The following is a 16,627-nucleotide window of genomic DNA, read 5'->3' on the forward strand; positions in this document are numbered from 1 at the left end:
TACTCCTTTCATAACTTCTCTATATGTAGTTTGTTTTCATCAAGCCTGTTTCATACCTTTACATATAACCTTATCATTTCACAAGTGTGATATTGTATGAAAAAAAACGGTGCTTATTCCGCGAAGGCAGAATAAGCACGATGATTAAAAGGTGTTATAAACATTCTCACATTCAGTTGCAGACGGTTCATAAAAACAGTGAAGCCTAAACCGATCTACAAGGGGCTGGTTATACCAAGTTGGGGGGCAGTCCCCAGGTGGCCGGAAATACCAAAGAGCATATTTGGCTGGCCATGGTCTTTCCCCTCTAACAGCCCTTCTAGCTAAACGTCGCTCACTTTCCCTTGCTCGCTGATAAAAGTATCCTTTCTGAACTGCTTCAAAAGCATGAGGCTGATGGATCATTTGAGGAATGGTTCGCAATCCTTTAAAGTCAGAACAATTTGCCCGAATCCGGTTGATCCCAACTGCTCCAACAAGCATCATTCCCATTTCACCTTCTCCTTCAGCTTCAGCCCGAAGCAATCTTGCTAACATATCAAGATCTGAGGAAGTATGTGCTACTACCGCCAAGTTATCACCACCATACATGTTATACAACTAGCATATTTTCATTCATGCCTAATGATGTTTGTCTGAATCATTTTCGTTTAAGGAAAGAAAAATAATTGCAACAAATGATGATGATTTGCCGGTCATTAGCTCCATAGCTTATTTCTGCAAATGATTGTCTCTTCTAATGATTGCTTCTGCTTCGACTTCCACATTGCCTTTTAACGCACGTGAGATCATACAGGATGTTTCGGCTTTTTGAGTGAGTTTTAATGCTAATTCAACATCCATTTCAGAAGCGTCAGCGTGAAGGACAATGACAGGATGATGAATGATTTTTTTGTATGTAATAATGCCCTTTGTTACATCGACAATGCCGACTGATTCCATCGTTAGATCTACTTTATCGAGCTTACTTCTCTCCATCATTGCAGCTAAAGTGATGATATAACAAGTAGCTGCTGCTCCTAAAAGCATTTCATCTGGATTCGTGCCGACACCCGGTCCTTCCATTTCTGGTGGAATGGAAACCTTTGTCTTTAATTGTCCTGTTTCGATTTCTCCTACGTCATTTCGTAAGCCTGGCCAATGTGCCTTTAAGTGAAATTGATGTTCTGCCATAGGGATCCCTCCTTTGCTATAAGCTATGTTAGCCCTGATTGTTGATTAAGAGCCATTGGTGTGCACGCGAATGTGTTTTATTCGAATGAATTACTTAATGAGCGGGTACACCAATGGTGATTTTATGCAACAATATTATTTAACAAAGCTTGCTATAAAATATATCGTATTTGAAGAGATTTTTGTAATTTTTTGTTTCTAGCTTTAGATCCAAGTGTATATTATTTCATTCAGTTGCTTGTTTACATAGTAGATTGGTAAATGTAATAATGAAGAAGAAAGCTGTCGAAAAACATAGATAATTAAGCGCCAAGGTGGTGTTTGTATGAATTGGATGTTTAAAACGAAGTATCGGCTATCTGAATTATTGGCACTTGGGATTTGTTTCTTTTTTGCCTTATTTCTTCCTGGTTATCTTGGCCTTAACAAATGGCCAACATTAATCCTAATTATTTGTCTTGTCATCTTTATGAGAATCATTGAATGGCCGATTGCGAAATTACTAGGAGATCGTGATAGATTAGTAAAGTTGAAACATTATGTTTGGACATTTGTGCTTGTTCTGTTTCTAGTTGTCGGTATAAGGATGCTTGTATCGTGAAGTCTTGAAGCTTTGCAGGAAAATGTGTTTCCTGTTACCCTAGGAGTCTAAAAAGATTTTTATAAGGAGTATTATCAATATGAAATTTGTTTCTTGGAATGTGAATGGACTTAGAGCCTGTGTAAAGAAAGGCTTTTTAGATTACTTTAATGAAGTGGACGCAGATATTTTTTGTATCCAGGAGTCAAAACTGCAAGAGGGGCAGATTGACCTTGATTTAGAAGGCTATCATCAATTTTGGAATTATGCTTTGAAAAAGGGATATTCCGGAACGGCTGTTTTTACGAAAAAAAAGCCACTTTCTGTTAAGTATGGGGTAGGGGATAATGAGTCAGAGGATGAGGGCAGAATCATTACACTGGAGTTTGAAGATTTTTATTTAGTGAATGTGTACACGCCCAATTCGCAAAGGGATTTAGCTCGGCTTTCGTTTCGGTTGGAATGGGAGGAAGAGCTACGGGCATATCTACAAGAACTTGATCAATTGAAGCCTGTCGTCTATTGTGGAGATTTAAATGTAGCTCATCATGAGATTGATTTAAAGAATGCGAAGTCCAATCATGGAAATTCCGGCTTCACAACAGAAGAACGTGGGAAAATGACGAATCTTTTAAATTCTGGCTTTGTTGATTCGTTTAGATATGTCTATCCTGACGCAGAAGGAGCTTACACATGGTGGTCCTATATGATGAAGGTAAGAGAGCGGAATATCGGCTGGCGAATTGACTATTTTATCGTTTCTGAACGCATGACAGAATCTATTCAAGCAGCACAGATTCATAGTGAAGTCATGGGCAGTGACCACTGTCCAATAGTTTTGGAAATGGATTTTCAAAAAATATAAAAATCAAAAACAAAAAATAAGAAAAAGTATCGCTAATTAAACTGATGCTTTTTCTTATTTTTTTGGTTTTGAAAATTATCCTGTTTATTTCCGCTTCATTCAGCTGGGTGCAAAAATCTATAATTAGCTTTAATAAAGCATTTTATTAGCCTAATATTGGGCATGCTGATGAGTTTAGTACTTAAAATGTTTCCTTATCTTCCAGTTTCTGATATATGCAGTTATACTTGATAGTAGAATGCCCAAATTGTTCCAAAAGGCTTGACCCTAGAAGGAGGAATTGAATGAATACAATTTGGTTGAACTCGAAAACAAAAATACCAAGTATGACAAATATGGCGATCAATAGAGAGCGGTTACATCAATTACTGAAAAAAGGCCATTCCACCAAATTAACGATTGTTCAAGCGCCAGGGGGCTATGGGAAAACAACTATCCTTAGTCAGTGGATAAATCAACTGGACGAACCTAGGTCTTGGTATTCAATTGAAACGCTTGATAATGATCCGATTCGTTTCTGGAAATATGTCATACAATCTGTGTCTGACACTTTAAATAATGACTTAGATACACGACTATTTCCACTATTTACTTCACATCCCCCAGCTCCATATGAGCTTATCATTGATTCTTTCTTAAATGAATTAAGTGCTGTTAAAGAAAATCTACATATTGTCTTAGATGACTATCACTTTATTGATCATCCCCTCATACACGAGATGATGATTCGCTTTATCGATTATTTGCCTAATAATACTCGTGTTTATCTATTAAGCCGGACGAGTCTTTCACTTCCAATAGCTAGATGGCGAGTGAAATCATGGCTCACAGAAATTGGTTTCAAACAACTGTGTTTCACATATGAGGAAGTTGAAGCTTTATATAAAAAGAAAAATCTTGTATTGAATGGAGACAAATTATATCAAGATGTGTTGGATATTACGGAAGGATGGGTGGCAGGTATTCAATTAGCCAGTCTATCCATTGCAACTGATGAGTTAGATGTGAGTAGATTTGATGGATCACACCCGTTTGTGGCCGAGTTTTTGATGAAGGAAATTTTTGAGGCGCTGTCACCTGCTATTCAGGATTTCCTTTTACAAACTTCCGTCCTAAACATGTTGGACCCAAAGGTTTGTAATTCTTTAACAAATCGCACAGATAGTTATGATGTATTAGTAGAACTTGTTGAAAAAGGTGTGTTTACCGTTCGAATGTCTTTAAAGAACCCTGTTTTTCGGTATCATCAATTATTTGCAGATGCTCTTCAAACAGAAATGAGAAATAAGTATCATGAAGAACAAGTAAAGGCCATCTATCAAAAGGCAGGAACACTTTTGTGTGAAAATGGGGATTATATTTCAGCGATTGAATTAGTTATACAGCAACAAATATACGATTTGGCAGATTCATGGATTACAACCTACCTTGTAGATATCTTTACATCAGGTCAAATAACAACATTAGTGCGCTGGGTTGATACATTCAGAGAAGTTAAATTTCCCCTTCCATTTGAAACGATTGTCATGTATACCATTGCACTAACCGCTATTCCTGACTTGCAAAAGGCAAAGCAAATCATTGATGAACTGGAACATAGGCATAAGTTTGACCAATGGATGGATCATCCTGATCATCAAGGAGTCGTTAGTATTCTAACTACATTAAAAGCATATGTTCTAATGGCAATTGGGGATGATAAGGAGCAAGTTGCAGAAATTATTCTGAAGCAGCTTCAAAAGGGAAGAGTGAGTTCTAGATGGGATCATATTCCGATGCAATACAATCAGTTTGAAGCAAAAATATCCAGAACATTGATAGGATCAAAGGGGAAGTTTTCTTCAGTAGATGAGTCGATTGCATTCGCGAATTTCTTTCAACAAACCGAATTTAAAGAACAAAATATGATGGGATTTAGCTATGCTGTTTTAGCTGAGATATTGTATGAAGCAAATTTACTTGAAGAAGCATTTCAAGAAATCGAAGGGGGATTGCAATATGCCTTTCGCTTTCAAGATTCTGGTTTATCCATTCCTCTTTATATATTGAAAAGTAGGATTTATATGGCAAAAAGGCAATTTGCCGCAGCTCAAGCTGTGTTGGACCATGCCATGCAGGGAGTGACTGAGTGGTATTGGATTCGTTCATTACAAGCGATGAAGGCCCATGGTTATTTAATGGAGTCTGATATAAAAAAAGCTGAAACCGAACTGTTCAAAATGAAAAGGCCGGAAACATTTAAAATTGAATTAGGCCAAGAGTTCTGGCTGCTCGTTTACGTCCGATTTTTACTTGCCATAAATGATGTTCAAAAGGCTCTGTCAATCGCTATCCGTGTAAAAGAAAAATCATTAAATGAGGATCAAATTTCAACGATAATTGAGGCTTCATTACTTGAAGCACGGTGCTATATGAAAGTAGATCGTTTAGAATTAGCCTTTACCGCGATACACAAAGCAATGGAATTAGGAGCTTCCTATGGATATAAAAGAATCTTCCTTGATGAAGAGGATATTATTCCGTTAGTAAAAAAGTATGAAACGTTCAGAAAAAAGGATTCGAATGAAATTTTCAAATCTGTTCCACTTTCCTTTATTGAAGAATTGCTAAGAACTAGTAATAAGATTACTGATGAATCAATAAAAGAGCGCCTTACTCCTCGTGAGTTGGATGTACTCCAGTTATTAGCAAAGGGCATATCAAACCGTGAGATTGCTAGTCAACTATTTCTTTCTGAAGGAACGGTACGTGTCTATTTAACAACTATTTATAGCAAGCTCGAAGTTCAATCCCGAACACAAGCAATCTTACTGGTGAAAGAATGGAATTTTTAAAAATATGGTTGACTGATAGTTAAAAATTAATTATTTATTAGCTGTTTATGGAGGCACATCCAATTTTTTATGGATGTGTTTTTTGCATTTATTCATAGTCATCAGTAAACGGTTTTTATAGAAAAAGTATTAACATTCCTCAATAGTGGGATTAAACAGAATTGTTTAATATTGTAATTAGTGTGTTAACCTTGTATTTATATAACACTATGTTCTGAATACTCTGTATATTTGTTTTTTAAGTGAAACTATACTTCTCAAATTTCTTAAGATAAGGGCCTGAATGCCATTAATATGTGACAAAATCAATTTTTATTGGGGGGAAGACATTGGAAAAGTTAGATCAAGAATGGATTCAATTAATCTTTGAAGCAATGGAAATTGGTCTAAATGTAGAAGATATACGAGAGTTTTTTCTACGCCAACTAGATGAAAATAGGAAAGAAATTTTCTCCGAATAATTTCATATTTACTCGGTCTTCGCATAACAATCAAAAAAGGAGATCTCGGAAGGTATTGATTCAACACTAACCATGCCTTAAAGAGGCTTCTCAAACATTTAGTCAATTAATGAGAAGCCTACAATAGCCATTATTTATTTATCCTTTAGAACGTTTTACATCTTGCAGTTTATTTTGCCAAAAAACAATTATATTCCCCTCAATCCACCCAAATCCAATATTTCAATTCCTTTTTGTCCAGATTGTACAAGTAAGCCTTGCTCTTCGAAATCAGCTAATTTACGACTGATGCTTTCTGGTGTTGTACCGAGATAGGAGGCAAGGTCTTTTTTTACTTAATGGGGGGTGAAAGGAGGATATGATGTGAAAAAGTTTATAATGATTATAACAATTTTAATGATTTTGGCATTAGGAATACCTACTAGCGCAGAAAGTGATATACCAAAAGGAGCACAACAATTTGCAGATAACTTTTTCATAGATATCGTAATAGAACACCTAACTGCAGCACATGCAGGTAATTTTAATCTCAATCCAAACTCGAAAAATATTACATTTGGCCCACTTCATCATGTTTATGTACTTACTAAAGAATTTGCTGCAAACAAAAATACAGATGGCTCAGGAATTATAGGTTCAGACGAATATATCTCTGTAGTTTACCAAGATGGTGTACCTGTTAATGTAATTGGTACTTATGAAAATAAAGCAGGAGTATTTGAACTATCCGCATTTGGTTTTGGATTGGAATTTACTCGAAATCTAGACAAACTAAAGTTAGAGAATGGTGAACATCTCCTTTTTGAGGCTCCTTTTGATGCCTGGTACATCTATAATGGAAAAAGTGTCAAACCACTATCGCATTCTGCTGTAAATCTAATGAGTGAAGAAAAAAATATCCTCGATTTTCAAAAAATAATTTATGAAAGATACAAAGATGCAGATGATAACCCAGAAATGGGCGGTGGAATTAGTTTGCCTGAGAATACCGATAGAAATGAAAACATCTTGTTATATTCAGTAATTGGAATTTTAACTGCAACTCTCATAGTATTATTCATTCGTAACAGAAGAATTAAAAATAAATAAAATTATAAAACGGGCATCATGCCGCCCATGATGCCCGAAATTCAATTAAATTCCCCTCAATCCATCCAAATCCAGTATTTCAATTCCTTTTTGTCCAGATTGTACGAGTAAACCTTGCTCTTCGAAATCAGCTAATTTACGACTGATGCTTTCTGGTGTTGTACCGAGATAGGAGGCAAGGTCTTTTTTGCTTAAGGGGAGGGTGAATTGTAAGGTATTTTCCTTATCTGCCAACTCCACTAAGTAAGAAGCTGTTCGTTTTTCTACATCTTCAGAAGTGAGGCTGCTGACAAGCCTCTCGACATTCAAAAGCCGCTTGCTGAATTCATCAAGTAATTTTAACGAAATCGATGGCCATTTTAAGAGAAAGGCTTGTAGATCCTGTTGCCTTATAATACAAATCTCCGTATTTTCCATTGTTTCCGCATAATGGTCAAAAGTGGATTTCGAAAAAAGAGAAAGCTCACCCATAAAATCTCCTGGTTCCATCATGCGAATGAGCTGCTCTTTACCTGATTCAGCGAGATGATAAATTTTCACACGTCCTCGGTGAATGATATACATATAATCAGAAGCATCTCCAGCCTCATAAATAATTTCACCGCGTGAAAACTTTTCCATTCGTGTAGTCTTAACGATTTCTTCCATTTCTTCTTGCTTCAAATGATTGAAAATAGGGACAGCAGAGATGCAAAGCTGATTGCCCTTCTGTCCCGCATGACCGCAGCTACTCAAGATTTATACACCCTTTTCCGTTAGTAATGCAGGAATGGATTTATGCTTATAATTCCTATCCCTAACATTATTATACCGCACTAGCCGGATCGCGTTAGTGATTACGATCAGCACACTCAGTTCATGGATCAGCATCCCAGAAGCAAGGAATACTTTCTTCAAAAGAACACCAACAAGAAGGAGTAGGACGGTTCCGACTGCAAAGAATGTATTTTGTTTCATGTTTCTGACGGTCGCCTTTGCGAGCTTGAATGCATGTGGGAGTCGATCGAGCTTATCGGACATTAAAACTACATCAGCTGTTTCCATAGCAATATCTGTACCGGCACCGCCCATTGCTAAACCGATATCTGCTGCCGCGATGGCAGGGGCGTCGTTAATGCCATCTCCAATCATTGCTACTTGATATCCATCTTTCTGAATCTTTTGCAGCTTAGCTACTTTGTCTTCAGGGAGCATTTCGGCATAAACATGATCAATGCCAAGCTGTCTCGAAACAAGCTCTGCTGTATGTCGGTTATCTCCAGTCAGCATATACACCTTTTTTACCCCATTTGCCTTCAAATTTCGAATCACTTCGGCTGCTTCTGGACGAATTTGGTCGGCAATGGAAAGAATGCCTTCAATTTTCTTATTAAATGCAACGAATATGGCTGTATATCCTTTTTTCTCATTTATCATAGCTGCTCGTTCGATTTCTTTAGAAATATAAATTTCATTTTCAATCATTAGCTTTCGATTCCCGATTGCGAAGGATAGATTCTCAATCATTCCTGTGATTCCTTGACCCTTGATCACTTCAGTATGTGTTGGTTTTTCATGAATATCAAGCTTTCGATTATTGGCTTCGCGTACTATTGTTTGTCCAAGATGGTGTTCAGAAATGGTCTCTGCCTGTGCTGCTAATTGCAATAGTTTGTCTTCATTCATGGTAAATGTCTGAATCGCTACTACTTCTGGCATCCCCTTAGTTAATGTCCCTGTTTTATCAAAAATAACTGCATTGACTCGAGCGAATTTCTCCATTATTTCTCCACCTTTTATAAGCACACCGTTTTTTGCACCATTGCCAATTCCTGCAACAATAGAGACGGGAGCAGAGATTACAAGTGCACCTGGACAGGCGATTACGAGAAAAGTCAGAGTTAATTCAATATCCCTTGTCATTAAATAAACAATAATGGAGAGGATGATAATGGCAGGTGTATAGAAATTCGCAAACCTTTCCACAAATTTCTGTGTTTTAGCTTTTGATTCCTGTGCTTCTTCAACAAGCTCAATAATTTTTGCAAAAGTAGTATCATCACCTACTTTTTCCGCGATTACTTCTATATACCCATTGTCAATTAATGTTCCGCTAAATACATGATCCCCATTCTTTTTATTAGCTGGGACAGATTCACCAGTAATTGTTGCTTCATTAATAAAGGCAGTTCCTGAAACAATTTTCCCGTCTACTGCCACTTTTTCACCTGATTGGATAAGGACATGATCTCCTTGCATGATTTTATCAATTGGTAATATGATTGTTTCTCCATTTCGTATCACTTTTGCCTCAAGTGGAGCCATATCCATTAATGATTTTAATGATGAACGCGTTTTTGCAAGTGTTCGAGCTTCAAGATAAGCTCCGAATTGGAATAAAAATGTGACAACTGCAGATTCTACATACTCCCCAATAAACAAGGCGCCTATAACAGCAATCGTTACGAGTAATTCAATACTGAAGGCCTTCATACGCAGGGACTGGAATGCTTTTACCATAATAGGGAAGCCTGCAATTGCGGTAGTGATCAGTAGCGAGCTGTTTATTAGAGTAGAGAGATCCATTAAAAAGAAGGCTAAGGATGCTAATAACAATACCGCTGAAACAAATACAATTTTTGACTTTATTTGATCTTTCATTTTTTTCACCTCTTTTGATTTTAAGAAAAGAATCCTTAAATTAGGATTCTTTACTTGCTAAGACTGGGTAACCTAGTTTCTCAATAATGGTATTCAATTCCTTTGCATTAACAATTGTTTCATCAAAACTCGTTTTTACTTTGCTTGAGTGAAAGAGAACTCTTGCTTCACTGACTCCTGGCTGTTTCTTCAATGTTCCTTCAATTTTTTTGACGCATGATGGACAAGTAAGTGGCTCAAGCTGATATGTTGCTGTTTTCATAATGATTTCCCCCTAAAAGTAATGTTTTATCTTTATCATTATCTTATATGGAATGAAAATGGGATTCCTTGATATGCGTCAAGTAATAAGCAGGAATTCAAATAGAGGCTGTTGAAATAGGACATAGCATTGTTTTTTGAGGGAATTAACTGTAAGTGGGTAAAAAAAACAAAGTATAAAGGAAGGAGTTACGTTGGCAGATATAAGTCAATGAAGGGCTTTAGCTTTTATAGGAAAGGAGCATTATATATGGAAAATATTAATGAAGGCATAACAAAAAGCGAATTACCCAAGATTGGTAAGCCAGCCACTCGTGCGCTATCCATTGCTGGATATATTAAATTAGAACAATTAACAAAAGTGACTGAATCGGAGATATTGAAATTACATGGGGTTGGACCGAAAGCAGTGAGAATACTGAAGGAAACGCTTAATGAGAAAGGTCTATCTTTTGCCAATAAAAACGAGCATTGAATGGAGTGTAAGATGAGCTGTAATCGTACACATGATAGGATTTTTTAGGCTGAACCACTTACAAATCAGTGGACAGCCTTTTTGTAATTTACCCCTAGATTTAGCGACTTTGAATAGCGACTTTTAGGCCAAGACCAATATAGATGACTCCAACCATTTTGTTGCTCCAGCGACCAATCCAAGACATCCGCTTCACAAAACGTCCAAGCAGTTGTACACTCATCGCTACAAATGTTGTGTATAATACCCCTAACAGTACAAAGATAAATCCAAGGATCAAAAATTGAAGAAAGGATGATCCCTGCTCAGGGTGAACAAATTGCGGCAGGAATGCCAGAAAGAAGAGAGCGGTTTTTGGATTAAGAACTTCAATTAAAATGGCTTGGCTATAAGTATTTGACGTCTTCTTCGGAGAGTGATTTGGTAATTGAGGATCCGCAGGCTTTTCTAGAATAGCCCGTATTCCTAAGTAAATTAGGTATACTGCTCCGACAATTTTTACAATAGTAAAAGCAAGTGAAGAAGTCATTAATATGGCAGATAGTCCAATTGCGGCAAATAAAGTATGAATAATGTCCCCCGTCGCAATCCCAAGGCCTGCGATAATTCCAGCTTTACGTCCGCTTTGAGCTGTACGAGTGGCGATCAGTAAAACAGCAGGGCCTGGAATCAGAAATAGTCCAAAGACAATAATGACAAACGCACTCAATGTTGAAAGTGTGAGCAAATCATCTCCTCCAATCCATTTCAAATGTTGGAAATATTGTATCAATAAACTCGTGAATAAGTAAATGGACTATTAAGTAATTAACAAACTTCGTTTAGAATGTACCATTTGGGTACTAAAATCTCATCTGGAAATAATTTTCCGCTTGAAAAATAAAATAATGCGTAGTACTATGTACAAAGTGAACATAAACAAATTAAATATTAACTGTATAACCTCAAGAATATGGCTTGAGGGTCTCTACCAGGAACCTTAAAATCCTGATTACAGAAAATGAATGAATCATTTTTTGTAATCAGGATTTTTTTGTTTTCTAAAAAAGACCTTCTAGCCTATTTCTTTTAGCTTTTATAGGAAAGGATGCGAAACAGATTATGAATTTGAAAGTTTTTATACTAGCTTTATCAACTGTTGCAGTGGGATTGGTTGAATTAGTTGTAGGCGGAATATTGCCGACCATTGCCGATGATTTTAGCATTTCATTAAGTGCTGCCGGACAGCTAATTACAGTTTTTGCTCTTATCTATGCCATTGCCGGACCAGTTCTACTTGTATTAACGAGCAAAATTGAACGGAAGAAATTGTATCTTGCTTCTTTGTTCGTTTTTTTCCTCGGTAATGTATTAACGTATTTCAGTCCGAATTTTACCTTTATGATGATAGCGAGGGTACTGACTGCAACAAGCACGGCATTGATCGTCGTACTTTCTTTAACAATTGCGGCAAAAATTGTTGCACCTGCTCATCGAGCAAAAGCGTTAGGGCTTATTTATATGGGAATTAGTTCATCACTTGTATTGGGTGTACCAGTCGGCATCTTGATTTCCGACACATTTGGATGGCGCATCATATTCCTTGGAATCGCAGTGCTGTCAATTGGGTCAATGGTGCTGATTTCTCTATTTTTGGAGCGTATTCCTGGAGAAAAAACAATTTCACTTTCCCAGCAATTAAAAGCGGTAGCTAGTGCAAAATTAGGCAGTGCCCATCTAGCAACAATGTTTATGCTAGCAGGCCATTATACGCTTTATGCCTATTTCACGCCATTCTTAGAAACAAATCTTCATTTAAATTCAACTTGGATCAGTATTTGCTATTTTGTATTTGGGATTGCAGCTGTAAGTGGAGGAGCATTTGGCGGAACACTTTCGGATTGGATTGGTGCGCCTAAAAGCATCATCATCGTTATCAGTGCATTTGCGCTTGTCCTTTGCTTATTGCCATTAACGACTTTTTCACTTGTTCTATTCCTGCCAGTGATGATGATATGGGCGGCACTAAGCTGGAGTCTTGCGCCACCCCAACAAAGCTATTTAATTCAAACAGACCCTGCAACTTCAGACATCCAGCAAAGCTTTAACAACTCTGCCTTACAAATCGGTATTTCACTTGGGTCAGCAATAGGTGGACTTGTATTAAACCAAACGGGTTCTATTTCAAGTACGGCTTGGTTTGGAAGTGTTATTGTCATTATCGCCTTAGTATGTGCTGTCTTTTCTTTGACAAGACCAACGATTGCAAGAGATAATACAAATGCTGCTTAAATAAAGCAAGCTGAGTGAATTTACGGGCAACTTGCTCATACTGAAAGAGCATATTTAAAAACATAATATCCAAAGGCGTTCTCTCAATATGGAGAGGCGCTTTTTTGTTTAATAATGGTGGTACAAGAGGGCAATTATTTGACGAAAATCGAACAAAAGGTAGTTCAAACTAAACTCAATAAGGCTTATCGGTTAGGGTTTCCCCATGCCTTTTAATAATAAAGTCAATAAAATATCTGCTTGCTATCGGCAAAACCCTTTTGTCCTTGTATGCCAGGCTAATTGTTCGAATGACAGATGGAGAGATTTCTTTTGTTACAATGTTATATGGGCATCTGCTTAAAACGAGTTTTGGTAAAATAGAAATGCCTAATCTTTGTTCAACCATAGACATAATCGTATAATCATCATGGACTCGATATTGAATATTAGGCTCAAAGTTGTTTTGTTTAAAAATAGTTAATGGTTCACTAATTTCTCCCTCATCTAAAAGGATATAAGGACCATTCGTTAATTGTTCCAATGTCACTTTTTCGGCTGCAGCTAAAGGATGATCTGGCGGCAATACGGCAAGCATATCATCTTCTTGCAAGGGAATGGTCGTTACATTTGATACAGCATTTGGATTCACAAAGCCGAAATCTACGCTCCCTTCTTTAATCCAATTAGAGATATCCGTGTATTCCCCCTGATGCAATTCAAAATGAACAGTAGGGTACTGCTCCTTAAAGTCCTTCATTAATATTGGCAGCCAATGACATGAAACACTAGAAAATGTACCGATTCGAATAAGCCCACTATGTAGCCCTACCATCTCTTTGTGCTTTTCTAGCAATTTCCTATGTGAATGATAAATATTATTAATATATGGAAAAAATTCTTCACCATCAGGTGTCAATGTAATACCCGTTCGTGAGCGTAAAATAAGTGTAGTAGAAAGCTCTTCCTCCAATGAATGCACCATCTGGCTAATGGCAGATTGAGTATAGCCTAGCTCTTCAGCTGCTTTCGTAAAGCTTCCTGTTTCAATTGCCTTGATAAAAGCATAATACAAATTCATCCAAACAACCCCCTCTGCATTAGCATTTCTAATAGTTCTATTATAAATATTCGTTTTATTAATGTAAATTTAGATGGTACGATAACGCTAAGCTTTGAGAAATAGAGGAAAAGGGGGTTGGCAGATGGTTATGACACAACGACAAGCAAATTGGATTTTAGCTACTGTTTCAATGGCTTGGGGAGCATCGTATATTTTTATGAAGCTATGTGTAGATGAGATCCCTCCAATAACAATTGTCGCTTTACGATTTGGGATTGCATTTATCGTTATGCTAGCAATATTCTTCAAAAAGATAATTCATGTTAATACTAAAACGTTGATTTATAGTGCGATTGTAGGAACCTTGCTTTGTGGGATATTCATTGCACTAATGTATGGTGTCAAAAGCACAACTGCGTCTACAGCTGGTTTTTTGACGAGTACTACAGTAATCCTTGTTCCTGTATTGCAAACATTTATTACACATAAACTGCCAAGTCAAAAAATTGTATGGGGTATTCTAATTGTTACCACTGGTTTAGCATTACTAATAATCGGAGATGATTTTAATCTTGCATCAGGCTCATTATATTGTTTATTAGCTGCACTCCTTTATGCAATCCATATTATCGTAACGAATCGCTTTGTACGTGAAGTTGATGCCTTGCAGCTAGGAATTTATCAATTGGGATTTGCTACCACGTATGCAATCATTTTAACCCTTTTATTAGAAACACCTGTTTTGCCAGGGGATGCAATTCATTGGTTTGCGATACTTGGTCTGGCACTTATTTGTTCAGCTTATGGCTTTGTCATGCAGCCGATTGCTCAACAATACACGACACCTGAAAGTGCAGGTTTTCTATTTTCACTCGAACCGATTTTTTCTGCTATACTTGCATTCATCTTCCTACATGAAAACATGGGGCTTCAAGGTTATTTTGGTGCTTTGCTCATTTTAACAGGTGTACTCATAGCAAACTCTATATCTAAAAAACAACGTCAAATGAGGATTACAAAAGAAATTGGCAAAGTTGCAGAGGATAGACATTGATTGCTGTAGAAATAGATTTTTTCAAAAGGAGGAGTAATAATGAATATACTTATTATTTATGCACATCCAGAGCCTAAATCCTTTAATGGGGCTTTAAAGGATCTTGCTGTTTTAGAATTAACAGCTTTAGGTCATCAAGTTAAAGTGTCTGATTTGTATGCAATGAATTTCAAAGCTCTTGCTGACCGTAATGACTTTCAGTTGCTTGAAAATGAGAACTTTCTAAAATATGCATTAGAACAAAAACATGCAGCTAAGACGAATCTTTTTTCTCCAGATATTAAAGAAGAGCAGGAAAAACTTCTTTGGGCAGATTTTGTTATTTTTCAATTTCCTTTATGGTGGTATTCTGTTCCTGCCATTTTAAAGGGCTGGTTTGACAGAGTATTTGCTTCAGGATTCGTTTACTCAAGAGATAACAGATATGATACTGGCAGACTCAAAGGCAGAAAGGCGATGTTATCCACTACAACAGGTTCTCCTATACAAGCGTATACACCGTTTGGAATGGACGGTGACATCCACGAGAAGATACTTTATCATATTAATCATGGAATGCTTTACTTTGCTGGTTTAGAACCTGTCGAACCATTTATTGCATGGACTCCATCACATAATGAAGAAGATCGAAAGCGATACTTGGAAGAGTATAAAACACGTTTACATAACCTCTCGAAAATCCCATCTATCCCATACCATCCTACTTCTCATTATGACGAACATCATCAATTAAAGATGGAGTATAGATAATTCCTTAAACGAAAGGGAAATTTTTAGAATTATACTGTATGGGAGGGGGAGTATATTTTGAGAAAGGTAGAAGTGTGTTCGTATAATAAAAAATGGGCTTTAATGTTTGAAGAAGAAGTAGAAAAACTGGACCGTGTTTTTGGAAGCGAAAGTGTTGTCATTTACCATATTGGCAGCACCTCAGTTCAAGGATTAAAGGCCAAACCAATAATTGATATCATGCCGGTTGTTACGAATATTACCATTGTCGATAAATATATCGAAAAAATGGGGAAGATTGGATATGAACCTAAAGGGGAGAAGGGAATACCTGGAAGGAGATATTTTCAAAAAGGTGGAGACAATCGTTCCCATCATGTACATATTTATGAGGTTGGAAGTCCTGAAATTATAAGACATTTAGCTTTTCGTGATTATCTTAGAAATCATCCAGATGAAAAAAAGAGTTATGGTGAGTTAAAAGAACGTTTGGCACAACAATTTCCATATGATATTGATTCTTATATAAATGGAAAGGAACATCTTGTTAGAGAAATTGAAGAAAAAGCAATGGACTGGTACAGATTTAGAAATCTTCAAATTGAATAGAGGCTTCTGTGACAAAATATTGTTGATTAAATGAATAATTTTATTGAAAGAAATAAAAGGGGAATCCTTATGATTAGGTTTCTCCCTTTTACACTTTAAGTCTATATTGTATTAGCTTGCTAGTCATCCCTAAGTATTCTTCACTACCGTTTCTACTTATTTCTTGAAATCCTAATTTCTCAAGCATTTTTCTTGATCGAATATTTTCTTCATGTGTTTCTGCGTTAAATGTTCTAATTCCTAATTTTTTTGAGCCATGTTCGATCATACATATAGCAGAATGAAATCCAATCCCTTGTCCCCATAGTCCAGTATCTCCAATTGCAATACCTAATTCAGCAGTATTATCTTTTATACAGGCTAAGTCAGCGTATCCAATTAATTTCTCATTTAACACTATGCCCATTCTAATAAAATCTTTGGCCGTTTTAGAATACCCATTGAGTTGTTTGCCAATAGGGGTCTTGCCTACCGAAATGGTGAAAACCTAGTGAGTACGGTAGCCAATAAGGGGTCTTGTCTACCGAATTGATGAAAACCTATT

18 protein-coding genes, 1 pseudogene and 1 riboswitch are annotated in these 16,627 nt (G+C 36.7%); of the genes and pseudogenes, 10 read left to right on the forward strand and 9 right to left on the reverse strand.

Annotated features, from left to right (window positions below):
* Positions 1 to 144: 144 nt before the first annotated feature.
* Positions 145 to 573: a cell wall hydrolase gene (locus tag ACFYKT_RS14365; protein WP_389220865.1), complete on the reverse strand. Its 429-nt coding sequence runs from the start codon at positions 571 to 573 to the stop codon at positions 145 to 147.
* A gap of 138 nt (positions 574 to 711) precedes the next feature.
* Entirely contained in the window at positions 712 to 1,173 is a 462-nt protein-coding gene (locus ACFYKT_RS14370; protein ID WP_389220868.1) for an OsmC family protein, read from the reverse strand.
* A 325-nt stretch (positions 1,174 to 1,498) separates the two neighbouring features.
* On the opposite strand from ACFYKT_RS14370, the gene ACFYKT_RS14375 reads away from it, so the two are divergent.
* The 4 genes from ACFYKT_RS14375 to ACFYKT_RS14390 all read left to right on the forward strand — a co-directional run bounded on the left by ACFYKT_RS14375 (position 1,499) and on the right by ACFYKT_RS14390 (position 5,913).
* Complete coding sequence (locus ACFYKT_RS14375) at positions 1,499 to 1,774, forward strand: hypothetical protein (RefSeq protein ID WP_389220871.1); 276 nt, start codon at positions 1,499 to 1,501, stop codon at positions 1,772 to 1,774.
* 79 nt (positions 1,775 to 1,853) lie between these two features.
* Positions 1,854 to 2,618, forward strand: a complete 765-nt coding sequence (locus ACFYKT_RS14380) for an exodeoxyribonuclease III (protein WP_389220874.1) — start codon at positions 1,854 to 1,856, stop codon at positions 2,616 to 2,618.
* Between the two features lie 284 nt (positions 2,619 to 2,902).
* Complete coding sequence (locus ACFYKT_RS14385) at positions 2,903 to 5,452, forward strand: LuxR C-terminal-related transcriptional regulator (protein ID WP_389220877.1); 2,550 nt, start codon at positions 2,903 to 2,905, stop codon at positions 5,450 to 5,452.
* A 329-nt stretch (positions 5,453 to 5,781) separates the two neighbouring features.
* Positions 5,782 to 5,913, forward strand: a complete 132-nt coding sequence (locus ACFYKT_RS14390) for an anti-repressor SinI family protein (RefSeq protein ID WP_389220880.1) — start codon at positions 5,782 to 5,784, stop codon at positions 5,911 to 5,913.
* 188 nt (positions 5,914 to 6,101) lie between these two features.
* On the opposite strand, the pseudogene ACFYKT_RS14395 reads toward ACFYKT_RS14390, so the two are convergent.
* A pseudogene (locus ACFYKT_RS14395) lies at positions 6,102 to 6,245 on the reverse strand (helix-turn-helix domain-containing protein); the annotation flags it as partial.
* Between the two features lie 31 nt (positions 6,246 to 6,276).
* Here ACFYKT_RS14395 and ACFYKT_RS14400 point away from each other — a divergent pair.
* Positions 6,277 to 7,002: a hypothetical protein gene (locus ACFYKT_RS14400; RefSeq protein WP_389220882.1), complete on the forward strand. Its 726-nt coding sequence runs from the start codon at positions 6,277 to 6,279 to the stop codon at positions 7,000 to 7,002.
* Positions 7,003 to 7,047: 45 nt separating this feature from the next.
* Here ACFYKT_RS14400 and ACFYKT_RS14405 read toward each other — a convergent pair whose 3' ends face one another.
* Genes ACFYKT_RS14405 through ACFYKT_RS14415 form a run of 3 tightly spaced genes read right to left on the reverse strand, consistent with a single transcriptional unit; the run spans position 7,048 to position 9,904 of the window.
* Positions 7,048 to 7,737: a Crp/Fnr family transcriptional regulator gene (locus tag ACFYKT_RS14405; RefSeq protein ID WP_389220886.1), complete on the reverse strand. Its 690-nt coding sequence runs from the start codon at positions 7,735 to 7,737 to the stop codon at positions 7,048 to 7,050.
* A gap of 3 nt (positions 7,738 to 7,740) precedes the next feature.
* A complete protein-coding gene (locus tag ACFYKT_RS14410; protein WP_389220888.1) occupies positions 7,741 to 9,642 on the reverse strand; it encodes a heavy metal translocating P-type ATPase in 1,902 nt (633 codons plus the stop codon).
* A gap of 40 nt (positions 9,643 to 9,682) precedes the next feature.
* On the reverse strand, positions 9,683 to 9,904 hold the full coding sequence (locus ACFYKT_RS14415) for a heavy-metal-associated domain-containing protein (protein ID WP_389220891.1): 222 nt from the start codon (positions 9,902 to 9,904) through the stop codon (positions 9,683 to 9,685).
* Positions 9,905 to 10,153: 249 nt separating this feature from the next.
* On the opposite strand from ACFYKT_RS14415, the gene ACFYKT_RS14420 reads away from it, so the two are divergent.
* Positions 10,154 to 10,378, forward strand: coding sequence for a DNA-binding protein (locus ACFYKT_RS14420; protein WP_389220894.1), 225 nt, complete (start codon positions 10,154 to 10,156; stop codon positions 10,376 to 10,378).
* A 100-nt stretch (positions 10,379 to 10,478) separates the two neighbouring features.
* On the opposite strand, the gene ACFYKT_RS14425 is transcribed toward ACFYKT_RS14420, so the two are convergent.
* Positions 10,479 to 11,105, reverse strand: a complete 627-nt coding sequence (locus ACFYKT_RS14425; protein WP_389220897.1) for a LysE family translocator — start codon at positions 11,103 to 11,105, stop codon at positions 10,479 to 10,481.
* Positions 11,106 to 11,292: 187 nt separating this feature from the next.
* Positions 11,293 to 11,392, forward strand: a riboswitch (purine riboswitch).
* Between the two features lie 87 nt (positions 11,393 to 11,479).
* Here ACFYKT_RS14425 and ACFYKT_RS14430 point away from each other — a divergent pair.
* On the forward strand, positions 11,480 to 12,649 hold the full coding sequence (locus tag ACFYKT_RS14430; RefSeq protein WP_389220900.1) for an MFS transporter: 1,170 nt from the start codon (positions 11,480 to 11,482) through the stop codon (positions 12,647 to 12,649).
* 175 nt (positions 12,650 to 12,824) lie between these two features.
* Here ACFYKT_RS14430 and ACFYKT_RS14435 read toward each other — a convergent pair whose 3' ends face one another.
* Positions 12,825 to 13,709: a LysR family transcriptional regulator gene (locus ACFYKT_RS14435; protein WP_389220903.1), complete on the reverse strand. Its 885-nt coding sequence runs from the start codon at positions 13,707 to 13,709 to the stop codon at positions 12,825 to 12,827.
* Between the two features lie 124 nt (positions 13,710 to 13,833).
* Between ACFYKT_RS14435 and ACFYKT_RS14440 the strand changes: the two genes are divergently transcribed.
* From ACFYKT_RS14440 to ACFYKT_RS14450, 3 genes are read left to right on the forward strand one after another with little or no spacing between them, the layout of a single operon-like run.
* Positions 13,834 to 14,745 carry a DMT family transporter gene (locus tag ACFYKT_RS14440; RefSeq protein WP_389220906.1) on the forward strand — a complete coding sequence of 304 codons (912 nt, stop codon included), beginning with the start codon at positions 13,834 to 13,836 and terminating at the stop codon, positions 14,743 to 14,745.
* A 39-nt stretch (positions 14,746 to 14,784) separates the two neighbouring features.
* Positions 14,785 to 15,495 carry an NAD(P)H-dependent oxidoreductase gene (locus ACFYKT_RS14445; protein ID WP_389220909.1) on the forward strand — a complete coding sequence of 237 codons (711 nt, stop codon included), beginning with the start codon at positions 14,785 to 14,787 and terminating at the stop codon, positions 15,493 to 15,495.
* 57 nt (positions 15,496 to 15,552) lie between these two features.
* On the forward strand, positions 15,553 to 16,083 hold the full coding sequence (locus tag ACFYKT_RS14450) for a GrpB family protein (RefSeq protein ID WP_389220912.1): 531 nt from the start codon (positions 15,553 to 15,555) through the stop codon (positions 16,081 to 16,083).
* An 88-nt stretch (positions 16,084 to 16,171) separates the two neighbouring features.
* On the opposite strand, the gene ACFYKT_RS14455 is transcribed toward ACFYKT_RS14450, so the two are convergent.
* Positions 16,172 to 16,561: a GNAT family N-acetyltransferase gene (locus ACFYKT_RS14455; RefSeq protein ID WP_389221193.1), complete on the reverse strand. Its 390-nt coding sequence runs from the start codon at positions 16,559 to 16,561 to the stop codon at positions 16,172 to 16,174.
* Positions 16,562 to 16,627 lie beyond the last annotated feature (66 nt).

This window comes from Cytobacillus mangrovibacter, assembly GCF_042865275.1.
Classification (GTDB): Bacteria; Bacillota; Bacilli; order Bacillales; family Cytobacillaceae; genus Cytobacillus; species Cytobacillus mangrovibacter.